We start from the raw sequence: 19,842 nt of genomic DNA on the forward strand, positions 1-19,842 counted from the left end.
GCTGGTGTAGCAACGGTTCTTCCAGTATGGCTTGAGGTTATTTGTAGAGATTTAACCCTCTTATTTTTGCCGCTGGTGGGGCCGTTGTCTAGTTTGCGGGGGTGGAGTGTCTGCCCACTTTTGAATAAGTCTCTCTGTTTCTAAAAAAGAAATCTCACCTTCCCATTCTCTTCTCTCCATATAGGTTGAAAAACCATGTTTTTTTGATATTGAATAAATTCAATCGTATGGTCAGGAAAGGAAATCAAGTATTCGTCGGCGAAGCTATCCGCAATTTTCAATGTTTTGGCAACACCTAAGATAATATGCTTGAATCCTTCAAGGACTAGAATGTACCCATCAATTTTTTCGGTGGGCGGTAGACATGGCTCGTCAGTGGGTAGTTCTGCGATGGAATTTTCGACTTGGTTCTCATTCCCTGAATAGCGCATCTTTTGCGTAGGATAGAAATTATAAATTTTAATATTTGTACCAGCATGAATGAAGTCTATATCAACTCCCGGGAAATATTTTCTATGGAGTGAAATATATTTTTCTACAGTTTTTATTTCGGTAAATACGGCGGCAATCTCATCAACTTCACGAAAGATTATATAGATGCATTCACGCCGCCGATAATTTTTAATATCCACAAGCTATTTTGTCCTTAATGGTTTGTGCGGAAGCTTGTAAATTTCTCCCTCCAATTAGGTGTGGAGAAGGTTTTCATGGGATGCTCCTTGAGTACTTGGCCAGCCGTCTTTGGCTGAGACTTGGGGATCAAGAGTGGAGTTCTTGTGCTTCTGACTTTAATACCTTGTTTAGGACCCAGGCAAGAACCTATCTAAAAATACTGAATAGATTGTTCGGCTGCTTCTTCGTGATGGTGTAACCCTAGCCTGTGGGTCTTGCTGTCTAGCTAGCAACGAAGTACAGGGTCTTCTTTTAGGGTGACCCCTTAAAATCTGTGTATGACGTGTAATACGATTGAAGCATGACAGTAGAAACAACGGCTCGGAAAGGGCTCACCTTTCGCCCCTCTCACGATGTGCGCCAACGCCTTGAAGCGCTCTCGCACAAAACTAATCGCCCTGTTTCCTTCTACATCAACACCTTGTTAGAAGAACACCTGGCTGAATTAGAACATGCCTTTACCTTGAAGGCCGATGCTGAATCAGTGCGTGCAGGTAAACAGAAAACATATAGCCTGGATGAAGCTCGCGCGGAGCTCGGTCTGTGAGTAACACCTGGAGGCTAGAGCTAACTCCTCGAGCTCTCAAACAGCTGAAAAAGCTGGATAAGCCAGTTGCCCAGCGTATTTTAGAAGAACTGGAAAAACTAGAGGGTTTTGAGCACCCGCAGAGCCACTGTAAGGCCCTGACCGGCAACTATTCGGGGCTGTGGCGCTATCGAGCAGGCTCCTACCGAGTGATTTTGGATATTGATCAGGGTACCTTGGTCCTTTTGGCCTTGGAAGTTGGGCACCGTTCTGCTGTTTATCGGTAAGCGCGTGATTGAAAGAGTAGACAGTAAAGGGCTGCAACCCGGTGCATTGGGTTGCAGCCCTTTACTGCGCTCTAGAGCTTATAAGGCTTAAGCACAACCAGGGCATCAGCTCTATATAAACCCTTGTTCAGCTGCGATCTCTAGATACTGCAGGGAAACCTCATCGTTGATATCACCGGGTCTCATGTAGGGGCCTTCTTCGGGGTCTTGTGGGCGTTTGGTTGGGAAGCCTATCCAGCCTCTAAGGTAGCGATCTAGGCTATTGCCCATACCACGGGAGCCGTACATTTTATAATCAGTGATACGCCCATCTTCTGCCATGAGGATGAGCGAGACTCTGTGCCCCAAGTCGTGTTGAGTTGAAATAATGCGGTATTCAAGAGGGACACCTGAGCTGCTTTGATCGAAGAGCAACTGCATATTCCATTCTGCAATTTCAGCTCTTTCTTCTGCGGTTTCAGTATAGCCTCCGTCGAATATTTTATCTGTTTCGTAAGTGTCTAGGGGCCAGGATATTGTGTTGAGCATGATGGGGTGGGTGATGGTGTATAGGGAATCTACTGTGTCCGCTCGTATTTCTGTGTCGCGGTGGTAGCCGTCTGGTTCCATATAGGCAAGGGGGAGCTGGTAGGCACCGTATTTTTCTTCAAGGAGAGTGTAGACCTCTTCTTTGGCGGGTTGTTGTGGGTTAGCTTTGAGCCATCGGTTGAGGAGATTATTTTTTCTTCTGGTGTTAGCAAGGCCTGCCTCTTTTCTGCGGAGCTCATGCGAAGAACTTTTCGTGAAACCTTCTTTGCCTTCAGCTTAGAGTTGGATAAAAACTATGTAGCTAAAATTGTAAGGCGCATCACCTAAAGAGAAAAATAGTAGTTGAATCATTTTTCAACGGGAAACTTACGTGAGACCTGGCCCGGTGGGTCTTGCTGTCTAGCTAGAAACAAAAAGCGGGGTTTCCTTCGAAACACAGTAAAGAACCGTAGTTCGAAAGAAACCCCGCCCTATCAGCGGTGAGGCCCTAAGACTTAGGCAACCAGAGCCTCGGTAGCCTCAGCGATAGCCTTTTCCTCGTTGGTGGGAACGACCAGTACGGGGATAGCTGAGTCCTCGGTGGAGATGATGCGGGGCTCGTCGCCGCGTACCTTGTTGGCTTCGGCATCCAGCTTGATGCCCAGGGCACCGAGGCGCTCAACAGCCAGCTCACGGAACTGGTGGGAGTTCTCACCAATACCGGCGGTGAAGACCAGGGCCTTAGCGCCACCAACAGCTACATGGTAGGCGCCAATGTACTTGGCCAGGCGGTAGGAGGTCATGTCCAGGGCCAGTTTGGCGCGTTCGTCTCCAGCTTCCATTGCCTCAACCACGGCGCGCATGTCGTTGTTGCCAGCGATAGCGAGCAGGCCGGATTCCTTGTTGAGAATGTGGTCCATCTTTTCGGGGGAGATGTTGCCGCGCTGCATGACGTTGGTCAGAACTGAGGGGTCGATGTCGCCGGAGCGGGTACCCATGACCAGACCAGCCAGGGGGGTGTAGCCCATGGAGGTGTCCAGGCACTTACCGCCCTCAACCGCGGTGATAGAAGCACCATTGCCCAGGTGGGCGATAATGCCGTTGAACTCTGAACGGTCCATGCCCAGGAACTCGGCGGCAACGCCGGTGACGTAGTCGTGGCTGGTGCCGTGGGCACCGTAGCGGCGCACGCCGTACTTCTCAACGAGTTCTTCGGGAACAGCGTAGCGGTAGACGTGCTCGGGCATGGTGGAGTGGAAGGCATTGTCGAAGACCGCGACCATGGGGACGCCGGGGTAGGTTTCCTGCGCTGCACGGATGCCGAGGACGTGGGCGGGGTTGTGCAGGGGTGCGAGGGGCGAGAGTTCATCAATCTTGGTGATGACATCTTCGGTGATGACGACGGGTGCTGAGAAGACGTCGCCGCCCTGAACAACACGGTGGCCGATAGCGTCGATGGTCTTACCGTGCAGGGGCTCAACCAGGGCCTTAGCCATGATGTCCAGGGCTACGGTGTGATCGGGAATGTCAGCTGAGCCGATGTTCTCAACCAGGCCCTTAGCGATGACCTGGTTCTCTTCACCGGTAGCGGCGGTGTCACGCACCTGGTACTTCACAGATGAGGAACCGCAGTTAATAACGAGTACGAGCATGAAAGTGTTTTCCTTTAGGTTAGAGGGTCTGTGCCTGGATCGCGGTGATAGCTACGGTGTTGATGATGTCATCGACGGTAGCGCCGCGGGAGAGGTCGTTGACGGGCTTGCGCAGGCCCTGCAGGACGGGGCCGACGGCTACAGCGCCGGAGGTCTGCTGCACAGCCTTATAGGTGTTGTTGCCGGTGTTCAGGTCGGGGAAGATGAACACGGTTGCCTGGCCTGCGACCTCTGAGCCGGGGAGCTTGGAGGAGGCGATGGACATGTTGGAGGCGGCGTCGAACTGGATGGGGCCTTCGAAGGCGAAGTCGGGGTTGGATTCGCGTAGTTTTTCGGTGGCTTCGATGACGATGTCGACGTCGGCGCCGGAGCCGGAGGTGCCGGTGGAGTAGGAGAGCATGGCGACCTTGGGGTCGACGCCGAACTGGCGGGCGGTCTCTGCTGAGGCCTTGGCGATGTCGGCGAGCTGCTCGGAGTTGGGGTTGGGGTTGACGGCGCAGTCGCCGAAGACGAGCACGCGGTCTTCCATGAGCATGAGGAAGACGGATGAGACGACCTTGACGCCTTCGCGGGTTTTGATGAATTCGAGGGAGGGGCGGATGGTGTTGGCGGTGGTGTTTACGGCGCCGGAGACCATGCCGTCGACGATGCCCTTGTGTACGAGCATGGTGCCGAAGTAGGAGGGGTCCATCATGCGGTTCTGGGCGCCTTCGAGGGTCATGCCCTTGTGGGCGCGCAGTTCGGCGTAGGTGGCGGCGAAGTCGTCGGTGTATTCGTTGTTGTCGAGGTCGATGATGGTGACGCCGCGCTTGCCGTCTTCTGCGATGGGTAGGTCGATGGATTCGCGCTGGCAGATTTCTGCGATTTTTTCGGGGTTGCCGATGAGGGTGAGGTCGCAGAAGTCGCGGCGGACGATGATGGATGCCGCGCGCAGGATGCGGGGGTCGTAGCCCTCGGGCAGGACGATGGAGCGGCGGTCGCTGCGGGCCTTTTCGATGAGGTTGTGCAGGAAGCGCAGGGGGGTCATGGTGGCGGGGCGTTCGAGTTCGAGGCGCTCGAAGAGTTCCTTTTCGTCGACGTTGCGGAACCATTCACCCAGGGCGGTTGCAATCTTGCGGGGCTGGCCGAGGGCCAGCTGGCCGCGCACCATGGAGACAGCCCGGCCGGCTTTGAAGGTGTCGAGCTGGGTGGTGAAGACGGGGAAGGGGGCCTTTTCGACCAGCTGGCCGATGGCGGTGTCGCCCTTGAGTTCTGCGGCCAGGCCGCCGGTCAGCAGCATGCCGGAGGGGGCGGGGAAGCTGGGGGCGAGGGCGGAGGCGAGGGTTGCGACCATGATGTCGGAGCGGTCGCCGGGGACGATGACGAAGTCGCCGTCGGTGAACTGGGAGAGGAAGTTGGAGACGGTCATGGCCGCGATCTTGATGTCGTGGATGTCGCGGTCCAGGAAGTCCTGGCTCATGCCCTCGTGGTTGAGGCCGAGGTTGTAGACGACTTCGGCGACGGTGGGGAGTGAGATTTCGGGGAGTTCGGGTAGGACGTAGACGGGGCGGTTTGAGGGGCCGCGCTTGACGTTCTTGAGGATTTCTTCGCGCAGTTCGGGGCGGGCACGGTTGACCATGACGGCCAGGACGTCGACCTTGGCAGCGTGGAGTTCGGTGCGGGCTACGTCAACAGCGTTGACGACGTCTGAGACGGTGGATTCCTGGGCGCCGACGACGGCGATGACGGGGGTGCCGAGGTCTTTGGCGAACTGGGCGTTGAGGTCGAATTCGACGGTGGCTGCGTTGTGGGAGAGCAGGTCGGTGCCGTCGACGATGATAGCGTCGCAGTGCTTTGCCATGTCGGAGTAGACGGAGACGGCGATGGATGACATCTCTTCGTGGTCGCCGGAGGCAAGCAGTTCGCGGCAGCGTTCGAGGGAGACGCCGCCGCGGGCCTGGTCGTCGCTGAGGTTGTATTTGGTGCGGAGCAGACGGATGAGGGGGTCTTGTGACTCGATTTCGCCGCTGAAGACGGGGCGGAAGAAGCCGACGCGGTCGGTTTCTTTGAGCAGGGAGTCGATTAGGCCGATGGCGATGAGGGACTTGCCTGAGCCCTGGTTCATCGCGGAAATGTACATGCCGTTGGTCATCTGGGTCTACATCCTTGTGGCTGTGTTTTGTGGGTTACGGTGGCTGTGGGGCTACCGTATGTTTACTTCTGAGTTTATTCCTTTGGGTGGGCTTTAGGGGCGGCGCGGCGTGTGTTTGTGTGGTATCTCATGAGGTGCGGACGCTTGCTGACAGTGTGTGCCCGCGGGGTGCGCGGGTGGGTGGTTAGGCTGGGAGAAGCAGTATTTTTTTGAGGAGAGTCTTATGTCTGTGAAGCTAACCCGTCGTGCCCTGGTGAGCCTTCTTCCGGCTGTAGGTCTGGTGGCCTGTGGTGGTTCTAGCGAGACTGCCGGTAGCGCTTCTGCCGCCGCAAGCGGGGAAGCTGCGGTGGGCGTCCGCACCGATGCCGGTTACCAGCTCAACGCGGTGACCGACGGTGCCCCCACGGTGACCCTCTACACCGATCTGCAGTGCCCCTATTGCGCTAAGGCTGACCCCAAGTACCGTGAGGCCGCTGCCGAGTTAGAGGGCACCATGAACGTGACGGTGCGTCACTTCCCGCTGTCGATGCACGCCAACGCGGTTCCCGCAGCCCAGGCAGTGCAGGCTGCTGAGGCCCAGGGGGCTTACGTGGCTATGGCTGATCACCTCTACACCCACCAGGCCGACTGGAAGGAGATCACCGACACCGCCCAGTTCGCCACCCTCATGGGTGACTACGCCGAAGAGCTGGGCCTGGACCGCGCCCGTTTCGAGTCTGACCTGGCAAGTGAAGAGGCCCTGGCCCTGATTGAGCAGGAGTACCAGGACGGCGTCGCCGCAGGTGTGAAGGGCACCCCCAGTTTCGTGGTGGAGGGAACCAAACTGGAGAACGTGGATTCAGGCACCAGCACCGCCGACATGGTGGCGGCCTTCAAGCAGGCGGCGGGTCTCTAAGAAGTCGTGTAGGTAGCCGAAACCTTCATGTGCGTGTTCTTTGAACGCGCATATGAAGGTTTCGATTACATTCACCGGGGCGGACGCCTGGTCACCGCCCGCTGCGCCCTCTAGAGTTGAAGGTATGAAGATAGCTCTCGCCCAGATGCTCAGTACCAAGGACGTTGCCCGCAATATCGAGACGATCCGTGAATACACGGCGCTCGCAGCAGAGCGCGGGGCCCGCCTGGTGGTCTTCCCCGAGGCAGCCATGCTGAGTTTTGGCGGGCGCCTCTACGACGACGCTGCCCAACACGAGCTAACCTTCCGCACCGCCCTCGCTAACATTGCCCGCGAGAACTACGTGACCGTTGTGGCGGGCGGCTTCGCCCCGGTGCAGCTCTCTGATGAATGGAACCTGCGGGTTTATAACAACCTCTACTGTTTCGACCAGAATGGGGTAGAGACCGTCTACACCAAGATGCACCTCTACGACGCTTTTGGTTTTAAGGAATCTGAGGGCGTTAAGGCTGGTGAACAGCTGGTGACCGTCACCGTGGACGGCACCAAAATTGGCCTGGCCACCTGTTACGACGTGCGCTTCCCCAAGCTTTTTGCCGACTACTCCCGGGCTGGGGCTAAGGCGACGATTGTTGCGGCGTCCTGGGCCGGGGGTGAGGGTAAGGTGAGCCAGTGGCAGATTCTCACCAGTGCCCGTGCCCTAGATTCCAATATGTTTGTTCTGGCTGTTGATCAGGCATCGCCTACCAGCGCCGACCCGCGGGCAGATATTACCCAGCCGACCGGCGTGGGCTATTCCCGGGTGGTATCGCCCTTTGGTGCCACCCTCGCTGAGGCCGGTGAAGCTCCCGAGATTCTGGTGGTTGACCTTGACCTCACCGAGGTAGACCGGGCCCGCCAGGCTCTACCCGTACTGGCGAACGCCAAGCTGGACTACTAGAGAAAGGGTCTTCTGACATGGGTTTCTTTGATATTTTCACCGATAAAACTCCCGCTGAACCCGCTGAGGCCCAGCTCATGGCGACCGTCTACGGGCACGTGCAGGGCGTGGGCTTCCGCTGGTGGGTAGCCGGTATCGCCAAGCCCCTGGGGCTGGTGGGCTACGCCAAAAACATGGACGACGGCTCGGTTGAGATTATCGCCCAGGGCAGCGCGGACGCCTGTGAGCAGCTCCTTGCCGAACTGACCGGCGGCGATACCGCTGGTAGGGTTAATCATGTTGACTCTGACATCACCCAGCCGGTTGGCTCCTATAAGGGGTTCGGCATCTACTAGGAAGGCACACCATGGGCCACTCGCACGGCCACTCCCACAGCCATGCCCACGGGCATTCCCACGGCAGCGGGGCTAACGAGCGCCGCCTTATCATTGTGGTGGTTATTGCCTGGTCATTGGTTGCCTTCCAGTTGACCGGAGCCTGGCTGACCGGTTCTCTGGCCCTGCTCTTTGACACGGTCCACGTTTTCACCGATGCCCTGGGGGTCAGTGTTGCCCTGGCCGCCGCGCGTCTGGCCCGCCTGCCGGCGTCCTCGCGCCACACCTGGGGGTTCCGCCGGGTTGAGGTGCTCTCAGCCATGTTCCAGGCCGCTGTGCTGCTCGGGGTTGGGCTCTTTGTGCTCTACGAGGCGGTGCAGCGCCTGCTGGAACCTGCCCCCATACCCGGCCGTGAAGTGCTGATTTTCGGCGTCATTGGCCTGGTGGGCAATATCGTGATGATTGCCGTGCTTCTCGGTGGTGACCGCACCAACTTCAATATGCGCGCAGCCTTCCTCGAAGTGCTCAACGACGCCCTGGGTTCGGTGGCCGTCATTATCTCGGCCCTGGTGATATGGCGTACCGGCTTCTACCAGGCCGACGCCCTGGTCGCTATGTTCATCGGCCTGCTCATTATTCCGCGCACCGTCAAGCTCTTCCGCGAAACCACCTCGGTCCTGCTGGAATCGACCCCGCGCGGGCTTGATCTCGATGAGGTCCGCCGCCACCTGGAAAGCCAGCCCCACGTGGTTGCCGTACACGACCTACACGCCAGCCAGATTTCCTCCGACCTGCCGGTGCTCACCGCCCACATTGTGCTCGACGACGAGTGCTTCACCTCGGGCCACTCCGTAGAGATTCTCAAGCACCTGCAAAGCTGTGTGGCTGAGCATTTTGAGGTGTCGATCAAGCACTCCACCTTCCAGATGGAGCCGCGCTCCCTGGCTGCCGACGAAGACCTGCGGCACCTGCACTAGACCGGAAAGGGGCTAGGCTAGAGAACATGTCACGCACCATTCAACTTTCTTTTTCTGGCCTGAGCGCGTCCGTTGCCCCTGACGGCTTCTCGGCGACCGGCCGGATTCTTGAAATCGGCGGGGCAGAGCAGTCCCACGTGGATCTAGCCCACCCCGACTTCATCTTCTACGAGTACCTACGCCGGATCGGCAACCTGGTTGATCTTCAGGCTGAGCCCGGGGCACCCATCACCGCTGCCCACCTGGGGGCAGGGGCTCTGACCCTGGTGCGCTATATTCAGGCCACCCGGCCCGGCTCAGCCCAGCTGGCTGTTGACATCGAGCGGGAGCTGCCCGGTTTTGTGATGGAGCAGCTACCCCTGCCAGAGGGTACTAACTGCACAATTTTGATTGAGGACGCCGCCGCGGCAGCTCCCCGGCTGAGGGATGAGTTGGGCGCCCCGGGCGGTCTGGATGTGGTCGTTCTCGATATTTTCTCGGGCTGGGAGGCCCCGCCCCACCTGACCACCACCGAGTTTTACACCGACCTGCGCGAGGCCCTGGCCCCGGCAACCGGTGATAGTGCGGGCGGCCTGCTGGCCGTCAATGTGGGCGACGATGCCGGTCTCAGCTTCTTCGTGGCCCAGGCCCGAACCCTATTAGAGGTCTTTGAGCACGTCTGGTGTTTGGCTGATACCACCATGCTGGGTGGCCGCCATGCGGGCAACCTTATTCTGGTGGGCTCCCACGTGGCCCTCACCCAGGACGCAGCGACCTACCTGGTCGGCGCCGGGCCGCACCCAGCGTCCGCCCTGGGCACTGACGAGCTGGTGGAGCTCCTGGGGAAGCTGGGCTAGGGTGCGTCTACCTGAGCGATAGTGCTGGTGACGGGAGCGGGTTCGCCCGCTGCCCGCTGAGGGCGTGAGGTGATGGTGATGCCCATGGAGGCTGCCGTCAGCAGTAGAATTGCCGTCCAGCGCAGAGCCCCGGTGTCTTGGGAGAGTAACAGCCAGCCGCCGATAGCCGCGATGCCGGGTTCCAGGCTGAGCAGAATAGAGAAGACATTGTTGGGCAGGCGGCGCAGGGCCGCCAGCCCCGTCGATGAGCCTGCCCACACGGGAGCTCGCCAGAATATAGCAGGCCCAGAAAAAGCCTGCGACCAGGGCAAAGGCCAGGCCTAGAGTGGAGATATGTTCGGCCCCGAAGGCCTTTTCAACTCCGATGAGGGCCATACCGATGGTGGCTAGCCCGATCCAGAGCCCGTCAATGAGACGGCGGGAAAGCACCGCTGCGAGCACGAGCGGGCCGATAAATTCTACAGACACCGCCAGTCCCAAAGGCAGCAGCTCGATGGCGTGGTAGAAGGCCCCGTTCATAAAGGCAAAAGATGCCCCGAGTAGGGCCACGGCAATCCACTGGGGTAGGTCCCAGGCCCAGAAACGGGGCCGGGTAAGAGCGCAGATGACTAGGGCAGCTACCCCTAGCCGCAGGGTAGTGACGCCCCAGGCACCCAGCTGGGGGAAGAGCTGCACCGCAAAAGCCGCGCCTATCTGTAGAGAGATACAGGAGCCGATCACGAGAAGCACGCCGGTGGTCTTATCGGAGTCGGTGAAACGAGAACGAACTGCCTGCACAGGTGCCTTCTTTCGCGAGGGGTACTGCAAACAGTGTAGGTGGCTGCCTGCCGTAGGGGTGGCGCTGACCGCCAAATGTTACGGTGCCGCTCACACATGTGGCGGCCGGTGCCACAGTTACCACCTAGAGGTGCTGCGTAACCTGTCATGCCCAGGGCATACACGATAGCAAGCACACTGTGTTTAGGGCCGTTTGCCGGTAAACTAAAAGCTATGTTCAACTTCAACGCATCTAGCGCTTTCGACGCTAACGGTCAGCCCAAGCCCGCAGTTACCCGCACTGTCGACACTGTGCTGAAGGTTCAGCGCCCCCTGATTGTTTCCATGCTCAAGAAGATGCGTGAGAAGCACCCTAACGAGACCCCCGACCAGATTGCCAAGCGCCTCGAAAAGGCCTACCTGCGCGATGTGACCGTTGGTGGCGGCGCCGTGGGCGCAACCGCTTTCGTGCCCGGTCTGGGTACTGCGGCGTCCGTCGGCCTGTCTGCCCTGGCGGTGGGCGGCTACCTGGAACGCACCGCTATCTACGCGCAGGCTATGGCTGAGCTGCACGGCGTGCACGTTGATGATCCCGAAAAGTCCCGTCTCATGGTCATGGCGATCATGCTGGGTGAGGACGGCTCCGTGCTCATGAACTCGATTCTGGCCCACACCGGTAAGACCGGCGGTGTCTCCCGTAAGTGGGGCATGATGATGGGCTCCAAGGACTCCGGCAAGATCTTCAGCATTGAGCGCACCATTCGCAATATGTTCATTAAGCGTTTCTTGACCCGCCAGTCTGGCGCCCTGCTCGGCCGTGCCCTGCCGTTTGGTATTGGTGCTGTGGTGGGTGGCGGTGCCAACCTGGCCCTGGGTAAGAACGTGGTCAAGTCGGTCGAGCAGACCTTCGGTGCCCTGCCCGCTGTCTTCCCCGATGCCCTTAACTCCGACCGGGCTCCCAAGTTTGAGGGTGGCAAGGGCGAGGACGCCGGCACCTCCGAGGGTGCGCAGAGTGAGACCGCGCAGCTTGAGAAGTAAAGAGAACTGCCATGGGTTTTAACGACAACCTAAATAACAACTACTCCCAGCGAGGCTCATCGGGCGGCAACGGCCGCTCCGGTGGTGGCGGTGGTGGCGGTGGTGCGAACCCGCTCATGATGATGCTCATGGGTAGCGTAGCTCGGAAGTTCGGTATTCCCGGCGTGCTTGTTCTTGGTGCTATCTTCCTCTTTGCCTCGGGCAGCCTTGGTGGCCTGACTGGCGGTAGTTCTAACTCCATGTACGGCACCGAAGCCCAGCAGGACCAGGTTACCGGCGCCGGGAACTTCGACCACTGCCAGACCTATGAGGACGCCAACCGCTACGATGATTGCCGTATTCTGGCGACCGGCGTGAGTCTGGATATGGTGTGGGAAGAGAAGCTCCCAGCAGAGGCGGGTATCTCCTACACCGCACCCGACCTGGTGCTGGGGGAGGGCCAGCTCTCTACCGGCTGCGGTACCGCCAATATCTCGCAGACCGGCCCCTTCTACTGCCCGGCTGACCAGACCGTGTATATGTCGGTTCCCTTCTTTGACCAGCTCAAGGCTATGGGCGGGTCGAACGGTGATTTTGCGGTCATGTACGTGACCGCCCACGAGTTCGCCCACCACATTCAGCAGACCATGGGCACCCTGAAGTACTCCAACTACCAGGATCCGGGCGCTGATTCGGGCGCTGTACAGGTTGAGGTTCAGGCCGACTGCTATGCCGGCGTCTGGGCTTCCCAGGCTGATAAGGGTGAAAACGCCCTGCTGGACCCCCTGACCGAGAGCCAGATTCAGCAGGCCATCGATACGGCCCGCGCCATTGGTGACGATGCGATTCAGCGTTCTTCGGGTCAAGAGGTTAACCCCGACCTGTGGACCCACGGTTCGTCAGAACAGCGCGTCAGCTGGTTTACCAAGGGCTACACCGAGGGCACCATGGCAGCGTGCGCCCAGCCCTTCAACTCCTAGCTAGTAGCAGGTAGGGACCAGATTCCTCCCAAAGTACCTAACGTCCACACGGTATACGGGAGGAATCTGGTCCCTTCTTTTAACCCTTGAAACGAGAACGGGCGCGGACGAACGCGCGGGCAGCTAGGCGGGCACCCTTGGCGGTTGCCCCGTCGGCTGCCGCCAGCTCCGCTTCGGTACTGGGCCGTACCTGAGTTTCGGTCACCACCGGGGCCGGGTCTTCAATGGCGGACGCCGTCACCGGCTCGGGTACCTCAATCTGGGAGGGCTCGACCGGCTCGGGCTCTTCCAGAGCAGAAGGCGCTACCGGCTCAGGTGCTTCAATGGCACTGACCTCTTCGGCGGAAAGTTCTAGCAGGTCAGCGTCATCGTCGGCGGGTGCCGAGCCCCCGCTGCCCTGCTCCGACCCGCCTGCCGGGCTGCCGGCGTCCTGCCCGCTGTTCAAGACCGTGAGGGTACTGGCAGGTAGCTGGTCGGGAGCTGCCCCCAGGTTCTGGTCTACCTGGGCGATAATCTGCTGGGCAAAATCCCGGCGCATCTTCTGACTAGCGAAAACAGCGCCTCCTGCCTTGACTAGCTGTTCGCCTGCCTTGACCAGCAGCAGGGTCTGAGGGTTGCGCAGGCCGATGGCGGCTACGGCTCCCAGAATGTTCATCTGCTGGGTGGCTCCACCATCGCGGGGGGCCTCCTGCATCTGGGTGAGAATATCGTTGACTTCGGCTCCCAAGATAGCGGTTGCGGCCTCGTCGCTGCTTTCAACGTGAAGACCGTGTAGCAGGGCCATGCCGTGCAGGTAGGTTTTGACGGCCTGGGCACTGCCCACGTGGGCGGTGGTGTTAATGCCCTTGTTGGCGGCTCGGCTGTAGGTGGCCATGCCCTGCTGCACCGCGCCCAGGTGGGCGGCTGCTTGGGTGATCCCGGCGACGCGGCGGTTGCGGGTAACGCTGCCGAGGACGTTGGGGGTCAGCTCCTGTGCCCCTGCCTGGGCTGACCCGACCAGGGTGAAGTCGCGCACGAAGATTCCGCCTAGGCGCTCTGCTAGGTCGGCGGGGGTGGCGTCGGGGTAGCGGGCACGGAGCTTGCGCAGGCGGCGCACAGCCAGCGGGGTCTGCTCGGGTGAGCTGTCTGTGGGGCGGGAGTTCTCGGTCATACCTTCTATCCTAAAAGTGAAAGCCTCTCGGGGGAGTAGAAAACCCCGCCAGGTATGACGGGGTTTTCTATGTGACCTGCGCGAGTCAGTCTTTAGCGGGTGGCGTGCTCTAGCAGAGAGGGAGCCAGACCGATGTAGGTAGCCGGGGTGAGCTCAGATAGCCGGGCTTCGGCGTCCGCACTCAGACCGAGTTCAGCGACGAATTCCTTGAGGCGGGCGGCATCGACGCGGTGGCCGCGGGTCAGCTCCTTGAGGCGCTCGTAGGGGTCCTCCATGCCGGGGACGCCCGCGATTGCTTCGGCGCGCATGACCATCTGAATCGCCTCGGCCAGCACCTCCCAGTTCTCGTCGAGGTCTTGGGCGATGACGTCGGTAGCGATGTCTAGGCGCTCCAGGCCCTTGACCACGTTTGAGATAGCCAGTACGGAGTGGCCGAAGGCCACACCGATGTTGCGCTGGGAGGATGAATCGGTCAGGTCGCGCTGCCAGCGGGACTGAACCAGGGTTGCCCCCAGGGTGTTCAGCAGGGCGTTGGAGATTTCCAGGTTGGCCTCGGCATTCTCGAAGCGGATGGGGTTGACCTTGTGGGGCATGGTGGAGGAGCCGGTCGCGCCTGCTACGGGAATCTGGCGGAAGAAGCGAATAGAGATGTAGCTCCACACGTCGGTGCAGAGGTTGTGCAGCACCTGGTTGAAGTGGGCGATGGAGGAGTAGAGCTCAGCCTGCCAGTCATGGTTTTCGATCTGGGTGGTCAGGGGGTTCCAGTCCAGGCCCAGGCCGGTGACGAACTCTTCTGAAATCTTCTGCCAGTCGGCGGTGGGTACAGAGACGACGTGGGCGGAGTAGGTGCCGGTTGCGCCGTTGATCTTGCCCAGGAATTCAGCGTTTTCAACGTGCTTGATCTGGCGGTTGAGGCGGTAGGCGAAAACAGCCAGTTCCTTGCCCAGGGTTGAGGGGGTGGCGGGCTGGCCGTGGGTGCGAGAAAGCATGGGCACGTCGCGGGCTTCTTCGGCCAGCTTCATGATCTGCTCAACCAGGCCGCGGGCGGCGGGCAGCCAGACGTTGGTGACGGCGTCCTTGATACCCAGGGCGTAGGAGAGGTTGTTGATGTCTTCACTAGTGCAGCCGAAGTGGACCAGGGGCTTGAGATGGCCCAGGCCCAGGGGCTCGAGGCGGCGGGCGATGAAGTATTCTACGGCCTTCACATCGTGCACGGTGACGGCTTCGATTTCTGCCAGCTCGGCGGCAGATTCTTCGGTGAAGTCGGTGACGATGGCGCGCAGGCCGGCGCGCTGTTCGTCGGTGAGGGGCTCAAGACCGGGCAGTACCTGGTGGTCGCAGAGGTAGATGAACCATTCGACCTCAACGTGGATGCGGTCGCGGTTGAGGGCGGCTTCTGAGAGGTAGTCGACCAAGGGTTCGGTGGCGGCCTTGTAGCGTCCGTCGAGGGCGCCGAGGGCAAGACCCGCGCCGGTGAGGGAGTGACGGCCAGAGGGCAGGGTGGTGCAGTTTTCGCGATGAGACATGTCTCTAGTTTCTCACGGCTAGGTGGGGTGGCGCACGTTTTAGCGGGGGTGTGAGATGGGCTTTTACGGGTAGGCGGTGGCTGCCGTCAAGGGGTGTGAACTCACTGCGTCATTGTGCGTCACGGCTGCACCAATTTTGGGGTGGTGTGCGCGGACGGCCGGGGCGGGGCTTATCCACAGGCGGGCGGACGCTGGTGTCCCGCCGGGTGCTGCTTTTAGGGTGTGGGCTAAGGAATCGCCCGTGAAAGAAGTGAGGAGGAAAAGCGATGCCTTCGGTGTATGAGCTTGTCGCGGCTGCGGGCAGGGTTGGCCTGGGAAGTCAGGGAGCTGCGAGCGCGTCCGCGGGTGCACTGGGTTTGGCTCAGCGGGTGCGGGAGTGGTCTGCTGCGCTGGCGCAGCAGGTGTTGGGGCAGGCGGACGCCATCGGGCAGGCCTCTGGGCAGGCTTTAGCTGCGGGGCAGGTGCAGTGGGATTCTGTGGCTGGCCGTGCCTTTCAGGGGGCTTTGGAGGCAGAAGGGGGTGCAGCTAGGGCTCTGCAGGGGGAGTTGGAGGCCGGTGCCCAGGAGGTGCGGTTGGCCGGTGAGGCTGTTGCTGCTGAGCTTGAGCTGGTGGCTTCTGCTATCGGTGCTGCCGGGGCTGCTTTTGATGCCGCCTTAGCGGGTATGGCGGTGCTGGACGATATCGACTTTGACGACTTTATTGTGCACGCCGAGCGGGCTAATCTACCTGCCCTGCAGGGGGCTCTTACTTCGGCTATGGGTAACCCTCTGCTTGCCCGTGTGAGCGCTACTTTGGCAGGAGAGGGGTGGTAGGCGTGGTCGCAGCATACGTTTCTGGTGCCCCGGGGGCAGGCCCTTCGGGTGGCCGTATCTCGGTGGAGTTCTCTGAGCTAGAGCCCCTAGCTCACCAGCTTGCTGCCGTGGCTGGGCGGTACGAAGAAGCGAGCCGGGAACTGGGTGGTCTCACTGCGCGTGTGGCTCTTTTGGCATCCCTCGACCTGACGGGGGCAGGTAGCCGCGCCCTGGCGTCCTTGGGTACCAGCACCCTAACGCTCACCACCATGGTGGCGGGTATGCGGGGCCTAGCCCGAGGCGTGCAGAGCGCCGCTGAGAACTACCGGCAGGCGGAGGACTTCGCCAATCGGGTTATTAACCAGACGAATCAGGCTCAGACCCTGGGCATGGCGGTGCTGCGTGGCACCCAGTCGGCCTTCGGCTACCGGGTTGACCTGCTTAAGCTGGTTGTTAAGCGGGGAGCGGTGCTGGCGGTGGTCTACGCGAAGGACGCCTTCTTGCTGGCTCGCACTACTCCCGATGGGCGTAAGGTCATGCAGGATACGACTAAGGGACTTAATAAGCTGGTGCAGGTAACGGGTGCGAACGGGCGCCTACGGGCTACCCGCGACATGACGGACGTCATCAGCCCCAGCCTGCGCGTCGATAATCTAGACCCCGGTAAGAGCATCCCTCGCTCACACCCCACGCACTACGGCCAGGAGCTACCCCTGAGCGCCCGCGGAATCGCCGAGCACTTCCAGCGCATGGAAGGCATAGAGAGCCGGGGTGATGAGCTCTTTGAAGCCGCCCACTACCAGGGGGCCTGGGACCATGTCATGGTTCAAACCCTCCACAACCCAGAAACCGGTGAAACCCAGTACCTGGTCACTATTCCCGGCACAGACGGCGACAGCGAGCGCGAGGATTTCTTGCAACCCTGGCGCGGGGGCACAAACACCTGGGCCGGTACCGCCGGAAGTGCTACCTCGGGGTATGGCTCCGACCTGGCCCCTAACCAGTACACGGCCCTGATGACCCAGGTAGAGCGAGCCCTGGAACAGGCAGGGGCGGCTGAGGGCAACGGCGTGATTCTGGCCGGGTTCAGCCAGGGCGGGCTAGCTGCCGGTGCGCTCGCGGCCAATACGTCCTTCGGTTCCCGCTACCGGGTCAAGGGGCTCATCACCCAGGGCAGTCCGGTGGACGAGATCAAGGTACCTGCCTCGGTGACCCACGTTGATACCCGGTATAAGGGCGATCCCGTCCCCTACCTTCAGGGTGACCGCCCCGACTACGCGCCCGATGCGTCTACCGTGATGCAGCACAGACCTGCAGATGCCTCGGTTCACGGGGCTGCGGACTACGTGAAGATTGCGGGCGCAAACCCCGGTACGGAGCGGGTGATACCCGAGCTGCAGGGTTTGATGGGCGGCTACAGCGTGGTAAAAACGACGATTACCGCCGGCACGACCCAGAAGCCCGACATCACCCGCACCGAACAGGAACAGATGGCTATAGCGGGAGTTGGTAACGCTGTGCACGCGGGGGCTCAGAAAATAGGGTTGGGCAACCGCTTGATCAATAGTTCCAGCATTAACCCCTCTGACCTCTACCAGGATGCCGACGCAGCCCTGCGCACCTTAGATACCGAGGTGATACAGAAGGGGGATCGCTGGCTCGATACCCAGCTGCGCAAGGTAGAAATTGGCGGTGTGCAGCTCTATAACCCCACCATCACCCTGCCAGCGGTGGGGGAGCGGCCGCCTGCGCCCCTGCCCGATAGCAGTATCCGGGTGTATGAACCCACCGCCCAGCAGCAGGTGCGCAACCTGACCAATCTAGCTGGGGTGGGTGACCTCATCAGTGACGAAGCAATCGATGAGGGGGTGAGAGTCTTTTTGCCCGCCAGCTCGACCCCGCCCGAGTGAGCTACCGGGGCGGAGCCAGGCTACGAGACGGACGAACCGGCGGGCGCTTAAGCTGCCGGGTAGAGGGGGTTATGGCCGGACGCTACCCGCTCGGCTTCCCGTACCGGGGCAGGGGCAGTGGCGCCGGCGTCCGTATCGAAGGGGGAGCCGCCTAGCGCCTCACGCCCGTGCGGGGTGAGCCAGCCGGCCAGGTCAGGGCCGGCGGGCACGATGCCGGTGGGATTGATGTCCTCGTGAACAATAAAATAGTGTTCTTTGATTTGCTGGAAGTCCACGGTATCGCCAAACCCGGGGGTCTGGAAGAGGTCGCGGGCGTAGCCCCAGAGGTTAGGCATGGAGGTCAGGGTCTGGCGGTTGCACTTGAAGTGACTGTAGTAGACCGCGTCAAAGCGTACCAGGGTGGTAAAGAGGCGCACATCTGCTTCGGTGATGTGGTCCCCCATGAGGTAGCGGCGGGTGGCCAGGCGCTCTTCAACCCAGTCTAGGGCCGTCCAGAGGCGGTCGTAGGCTGCCTCGTAGGACTCCTGGGAACCGGCAAAACCGCAACGGTACACCCCGTTGTTGATTTCGGTGTAGATACGCTTCATCACCGCCCGCATTTCCTCTTCGAGCTCAGCGGGCCAGAGGTCAGGGGCTCCCTCGCGGTGGTAGGCCTTCCACTCCTTCGAGAAGTCCTCGGTAATCTGCGGGAAGTTATTGGTGATTACGCCACCTGATTCAATATCGACAATGGCGGGCACCGTAATGCCGCGGGGGTAGTCGGGGAAGCGGGCAAAGTAGGCCTGCTGCAGGCGCTCAATGCCCAGTACCGGGTCCTTGCCGTCTTCATCGAGGTCAAAGGTCCAGGAGCGGGCGTCGTGGGTGGGGCCGGGTAAGCCAATGGAGAGAGCATCTTCGAGACCTAGCAGACGGCGGACGATCAGGGTGCGGTTAGCCCAGGGGCAGGCGCGGGCGGCTACCAGGCGGTAGGCACCGGGCTTGACTGGCCAGAGTTGGTGGTTGGGGTCAAGCTGGGCAGTAGCGGCGGGGTCTGCAACAATGCGGTCTTCAATGTAGGTGGTATCGCGGTTGTATTCTTCCCCGGCGTGCACGTAGGAGCCGCGGGTTGAATGCTCTGTCTGTTCGGTAGCGCTCATATAAGAACTTTCCCACACAATACTTTCAAAGTAAAGCATCGTGTGGGGCGTCCTGAAGGCTCTACCTAAGAGGGCAGCGTCAGCCCGCGGTACATACGAGCTGTTCGCGCGTGAGCCCAGGCGCCACCGCAGTCAATGGGGAGCCCCTCGTCCTCAAAGCCCCGGCGGCCATAAAACTCCCGAGCCCGCTCATTGCCCACGATGTACCAGAGGTAGGCAGGTTCATCAGGGTAGAGAACAGCATCAAAAAGAGCCGCCCCCAAGCCCGTGCCGTGAGTCGATGCAAGAGTATAAAGGTGGGTGAGCTCCCGCGTCCCCTCATCAACCGGGGGTAGGCCAATCTCTAGCTCCCAGGCCAGGGGGCCGGGGCGGGACAGCGCAAAACCGACCGGGGCCTCCCAATCAATCTCGCCTCCCACCGCACAGCTCAGACCACTGGCGGGCGTCCATGCCGGATTCTCGTAGGCAAAAAAGGCGCGGGCACCGGGCGCTGCGATATTCTCAGCAAACTCTTCCAGCCAGCCATCCCGGTTAGCCGCCTGCCGGGCCCCAAAACCGGGGTCTACCAGCCCGTTATAGGTCTCCGCCAGGCACCGTAACTGCAGGTCAACATACTTCTCTGCGTCCTCAGCGCCCACCGGCGCCACCACATACCTGCCATCAGCTACAAAACCCATGCGTACCCGTCCTTTCACATCACTGTCACTACCCTGGGCCTGACCCCTGGAAAGTAGACACGTCGGGGGTTAGCTATGCTGCTTGGGTCAGTGTAGCTGATGTGAGTGCTTCGAAGTCATCGGGGGCTAGAAGGTTGCACCAGGAGTGTCGTCTGCGTGTGT

General features: G+C 60.4%; 20 protein-coding genes. 11 read left to right on the forward strand and 9 right to left on the reverse strand.

Annotation, left to right across the window (positions count from 1 at the left end):
• Positions 1–140 precede the first annotated feature (140 nt).
• Positions 141–632 carry a hypothetical protein gene (locus L6963_RS09565; RefSeq protein WP_237198325.1) on the reverse strand — a complete coding sequence of 164 codons (492 nt, stop codon included), beginning with the start codon at positions 630–632 and terminating at the stop codon, positions 141–143.
• 341 nt (positions 633–973) lie between these two features.
• Between L6963_RS09565 and relB the strand changes: the two genes are divergently transcribed.
• Both relB and L6963_RS09575 read left to right on the forward strand, forming a co-directional pair.
• Positions 974–1,219: a type II toxin-antitoxin system RelB family antitoxin gene (gene relB / locus L6963_RS09570; protein ID WP_237198326.1), complete on the forward strand. Its 246-nt coding sequence runs from the start codon at positions 974–976 to the stop codon at positions 1,217–1,219.
• Positions 1,216–1,485: a type II toxin-antitoxin system RelE family toxin gene (locus L6963_RS09575; RefSeq protein ID WP_237198327.1), complete on the forward strand. Its 270-nt coding sequence runs from the start codon at positions 1,216–1,218 to the stop codon at positions 1,483–1,485. Before relB ends, L6963_RS09575 begins: the two co-directional genes overlap by 4 nt.
• A 111-nt stretch (positions 1,486–1,596) precedes the next feature.
• On the opposite strand, the gene L6963_RS09580 is transcribed toward L6963_RS09575, so the two are convergent.
• From L6963_RS09580 to pta, 3 genes are all read right to left on the reverse strand, one after another.
• Positions 1,597–2,094 (reverse strand): hypothetical protein, encoded by a 498-nt coding sequence (locus tag L6963_RS09580; protein WP_237209129.1) that lies wholly within the window; start codon positions 2,092–2,094, stop codon positions 1,597–1,599.
• 413 nt (positions 2,095–2,507) lie between these two features.
• Entirely contained in the window at positions 2,508–3,644 is a 1,137-nt protein-coding gene (locus L6963_RS09585) for an acetate/propionate family kinase (protein WP_237207477.1), read from the reverse strand.
• A 19-nt stretch (positions 3,645–3,663) separates the two neighbouring features.
• Complete coding sequence (gene pta / locus L6963_RS09590; RefSeq protein WP_237196175.1) at positions 3,664–5,775, reverse strand: phosphate acetyltransferase; 2,112 nt, start codon at positions 5,773–5,775, stop codon at positions 3,664–3,666.
• A 223-nt stretch (positions 5,776–5,998) separates the two neighbouring features.
• Here pta and L6963_RS09595 point away from each other — a divergent pair, with 223 nt between their 5' ends.
• The 5 genes from L6963_RS09595 to L6963_RS09615 all read left to right on the forward strand — a co-directional run bounded on the left by L6963_RS09595 (position 5,999) and on the right by L6963_RS09615 (position 9,737).
• Entirely contained in the window at positions 5,999–6,670 is a 672-nt protein-coding gene (locus tag L6963_RS09595) for a DsbA family protein (RefSeq protein WP_237207478.1), read from the forward strand.
• A gap of 124 nt (positions 6,671–6,794) precedes the next feature.
• On the forward strand, positions 6,795–7,610 hold the full coding sequence (locus L6963_RS09600) for a carbon-nitrogen hydrolase family protein (protein ID WP_237207479.1): 816 nt from the start codon (positions 6,795–6,797) through the stop codon (positions 7,608–7,610).
• Positions 7,611–7,627: 17 nt separating this feature from the next.
• Complete coding sequence (locus L6963_RS09605; RefSeq protein WP_237207480.1) at positions 7,628–7,945, forward strand: acylphosphatase; 318 nt, start codon at positions 7,628–7,630, stop codon at positions 7,943–7,945.
• Between the two features lie 11 nt (positions 7,946–7,956).
• Positions 7,957–8,901: a cation diffusion facilitator family transporter gene (locus L6963_RS09610; protein WP_237207481.1), complete on the forward strand. Its 945-nt coding sequence runs from the start codon at positions 7,957–7,959 to the stop codon at positions 8,899–8,901.
• A gap of 26 nt (positions 8,902–8,927) precedes the next feature.
• Positions 8,928–9,737 carry a spermidine synthase gene (locus tag L6963_RS09615; protein WP_237207482.1) on the forward strand — a complete coding sequence of 270 codons (810 nt, stop codon included), beginning with the start codon at positions 8,928–8,930 and terminating at the stop codon, positions 9,735–9,737.
• Here the strand turns inward: L6963_RS09615 and L6963_RS09620 are convergent.
• Positions 9,734–9,997: a hypothetical protein gene (locus L6963_RS09620; RefSeq protein WP_237207483.1), complete on the reverse strand. Its 264-nt coding sequence runs from the start codon at positions 9,995–9,997 to the stop codon at positions 9,734–9,736. The two genes, L6963_RS09615 and L6963_RS09620, sit on opposite strands and share 4 nt — an antisense overlap.
• A gap of 730 nt (positions 9,998–10,727) precedes the next feature.
• Here L6963_RS09620 and L6963_RS09625 point away from each other — a divergent pair.
• The gene (locus tag L6963_RS09625) at positions 10,728–11,531 is read left to right on the forward strand and encodes a di- and tripeptidase (RefSeq protein WP_237207484.1); all 804 of its coding nucleotides are present in this window, start codon (positions 10,728–10,730) and stop codon (positions 11,529–11,531) included.
• Positions 11,532–11,542: 11 nt separating this feature from the next.
• Positions 11,543–12,490, forward strand: coding sequence for a KPN_02809 family neutral zinc metallopeptidase (gene ypfJ, locus L6963_RS09630; protein ID WP_237205207.1), 948 nt, complete (start codon positions 11,543–11,545; stop codon positions 12,488–12,490).
• A gap of 79 nt (positions 12,491–12,569) precedes the next feature.
• On the opposite strand, the gene L6963_RS09635 is transcribed toward ypfJ, so the two are convergent.
• On the reverse strand, positions 12,570–13,640 hold the full coding sequence (locus L6963_RS09635) for a hypothetical protein (RefSeq protein WP_237207485.1): 1,071 nt from the start codon (positions 13,638–13,640) through the stop codon (positions 12,570–12,572).
• A 92-nt stretch (positions 13,641–13,732) separates the two neighbouring features.
• Complete coding sequence (gene purB, locus L6963_RS09640; RefSeq protein WP_237207486.1) at positions 13,733–15,166, reverse strand: adenylosuccinate lyase; 1,434 nt, start codon at positions 15,164–15,166, stop codon at positions 13,733–13,735.
• Between the two features lie 266 nt (positions 15,167–15,432).
• On the opposite strand from purB, the gene L6963_RS09645 reads away from it, so the two are divergent.
• Both L6963_RS09645 and L6963_RS09650 read left to right on the forward strand, forming a co-directional pair.
• Entirely contained in the window at positions 15,433–15,978 is a 546-nt protein-coding gene (locus L6963_RS09645) for a hypothetical protein (protein ID WP_237207487.1), read from the forward strand.
• Positions 15,979–15,980: 2 nt separating this feature from the next.
• On the forward strand, positions 15,981–17,867 hold the full coding sequence (locus tag L6963_RS09650; RefSeq protein ID WP_237207488.1) for a hypothetical protein: 1,887 nt from the start codon (positions 15,981–15,983) through the stop codon (positions 17,865–17,867).
• A 47-nt stretch (positions 17,868–17,914) separates the two neighbouring features.
• Here L6963_RS09650 and L6963_RS09655 read toward each other — a convergent pair whose 3' ends face one another.
• Together L6963_RS09655 and L6963_RS09660 are read right to left on the reverse strand one after the other, a co-directional pair.
• Positions 17,915–19,003, reverse strand: a complete 1,089-nt coding sequence (locus L6963_RS09655; protein ID WP_237207489.1) for a glutathione S-transferase family protein — start codon at positions 19,001–19,003, stop codon at positions 17,915–17,917.
• Between the two features lie 65 nt (positions 19,004–19,068).
• Entirely contained in the window at positions 19,069–19,680 is a 612-nt protein-coding gene (locus L6963_RS09660) for a GNAT family N-acetyltransferase (RefSeq protein WP_237207490.1), read from the reverse strand.
• Positions 19,681–19,842 lie beyond the last annotated feature (162 nt).

Origin of the sequence: Rothia nasimurium (genome assembly GCF_928392795.1) — a bacterium.
GTDB classification, from domain to species: domain Bacteria; phylum Actinomycetota; class Actinomycetes; order Actinomycetales; family Micrococcaceae; genus Rothia; species Rothia nasimurium_F.

Coding starts and splice junctions, on each gene's coding strand:
- L6963_RS09595 (WP_237207478.1), top strand. CDS start 5,999: ATGTCTGTGAAGCTAACCCGTCGTGCCCTGGTGAGCCTTCTTCCGGCT.
- pta (WP_237196175.1), bottom strand. CDS start 5,775: ATGACCAACGGCATGTACATTTCCGCGATGAACCAGGGCTCAGGCAAG.
- L6963_RS09615 (WP_237207482.1), top strand. CDS start 8,928: ATGTCACGCACCATTCAACTTTCTTTTTCTGGCCTGAGCGCGTCCGTT.
- L6963_RS09655 (WP_237207489.1), bottom strand. CDS start 19,003: ATGAGCGCTACCGAACAGACAGAGCATTCAACCCGCGGCTCCTACGTG.
- L6963_RS09610 (WP_237207481.1), top strand. CDS start 7,957: ATGGGCCACTCGCACGGCCACTCCCACAGCCATGCCCACGGGCATTCC.
- L6963_RS09605 (WP_237207480.1), top strand. CDS start 7,628: ATGGGTTTCTTTGATATTTTCACCGATAAAACTCCCGCTGAACCCGCT.
- relB (WP_237198326.1), top strand. CDS start 974: ATGACAGTAGAAACAACGGCTCGGAAAGGGCTCACCTTTCGCCCCTCT.
- L6963_RS09645 (WP_237207487.1), top strand. CDS start 15,433: ATGCCTTCGGTGTATGAGCTTGTCGCGGCTGCGGGCAGGGTTGGCCTG.
- L6963_RS09600 (WP_237207479.1), top strand. CDS start 6,795: ATGAAGATAGCTCTCGCCCAGATGCTCAGTACCAAGGACGTTGCCCGC.
- purB (WP_237207486.1), bottom strand. CDS start 15,166: ATGTCTCATCGCGAAAACTGCACCACCCTGCCCTCTGGCCGTCACTCC.
- L6963_RS09580 (WP_237209129.1), bottom strand. CDS start 2,094: ATGGAACCAGACGGCTACCACCGCGACACAGAAATACGAGCGGACACA.
- L6963_RS09625 (WP_237207484.1), top strand. CDS start 10,728: ATGTTCAACTTCAACGCATCTAGCGCTTTCGACGCTAACGGTCAGCCC.
- L6963_RS09660 (WP_237207490.1), bottom strand. CDS start 19,680: ATGGGTTTTGTAGCTGATGGCAGGTATGTGGTGGCGCCGGTGGGCGCT.
- L6963_RS09635 (WP_237207485.1), bottom strand. CDS start 13,640: ATGACCGAGAACTCCCGCCCCACAGACAGCTCACCCGAGCAGACCCCG.
- L6963_RS09585 (WP_237207477.1), bottom strand. CDS start 3,644: ATGCTCGTACTCGTTATTAACTGCGGTTCCTCATCTGTGAAGTACCAG.
- ypfJ (WP_237205207.1), top strand. CDS start 11,543: ATGGGTTTTAACGACAACCTAAATAACAACTACTCCCAGCGAGGCTCA.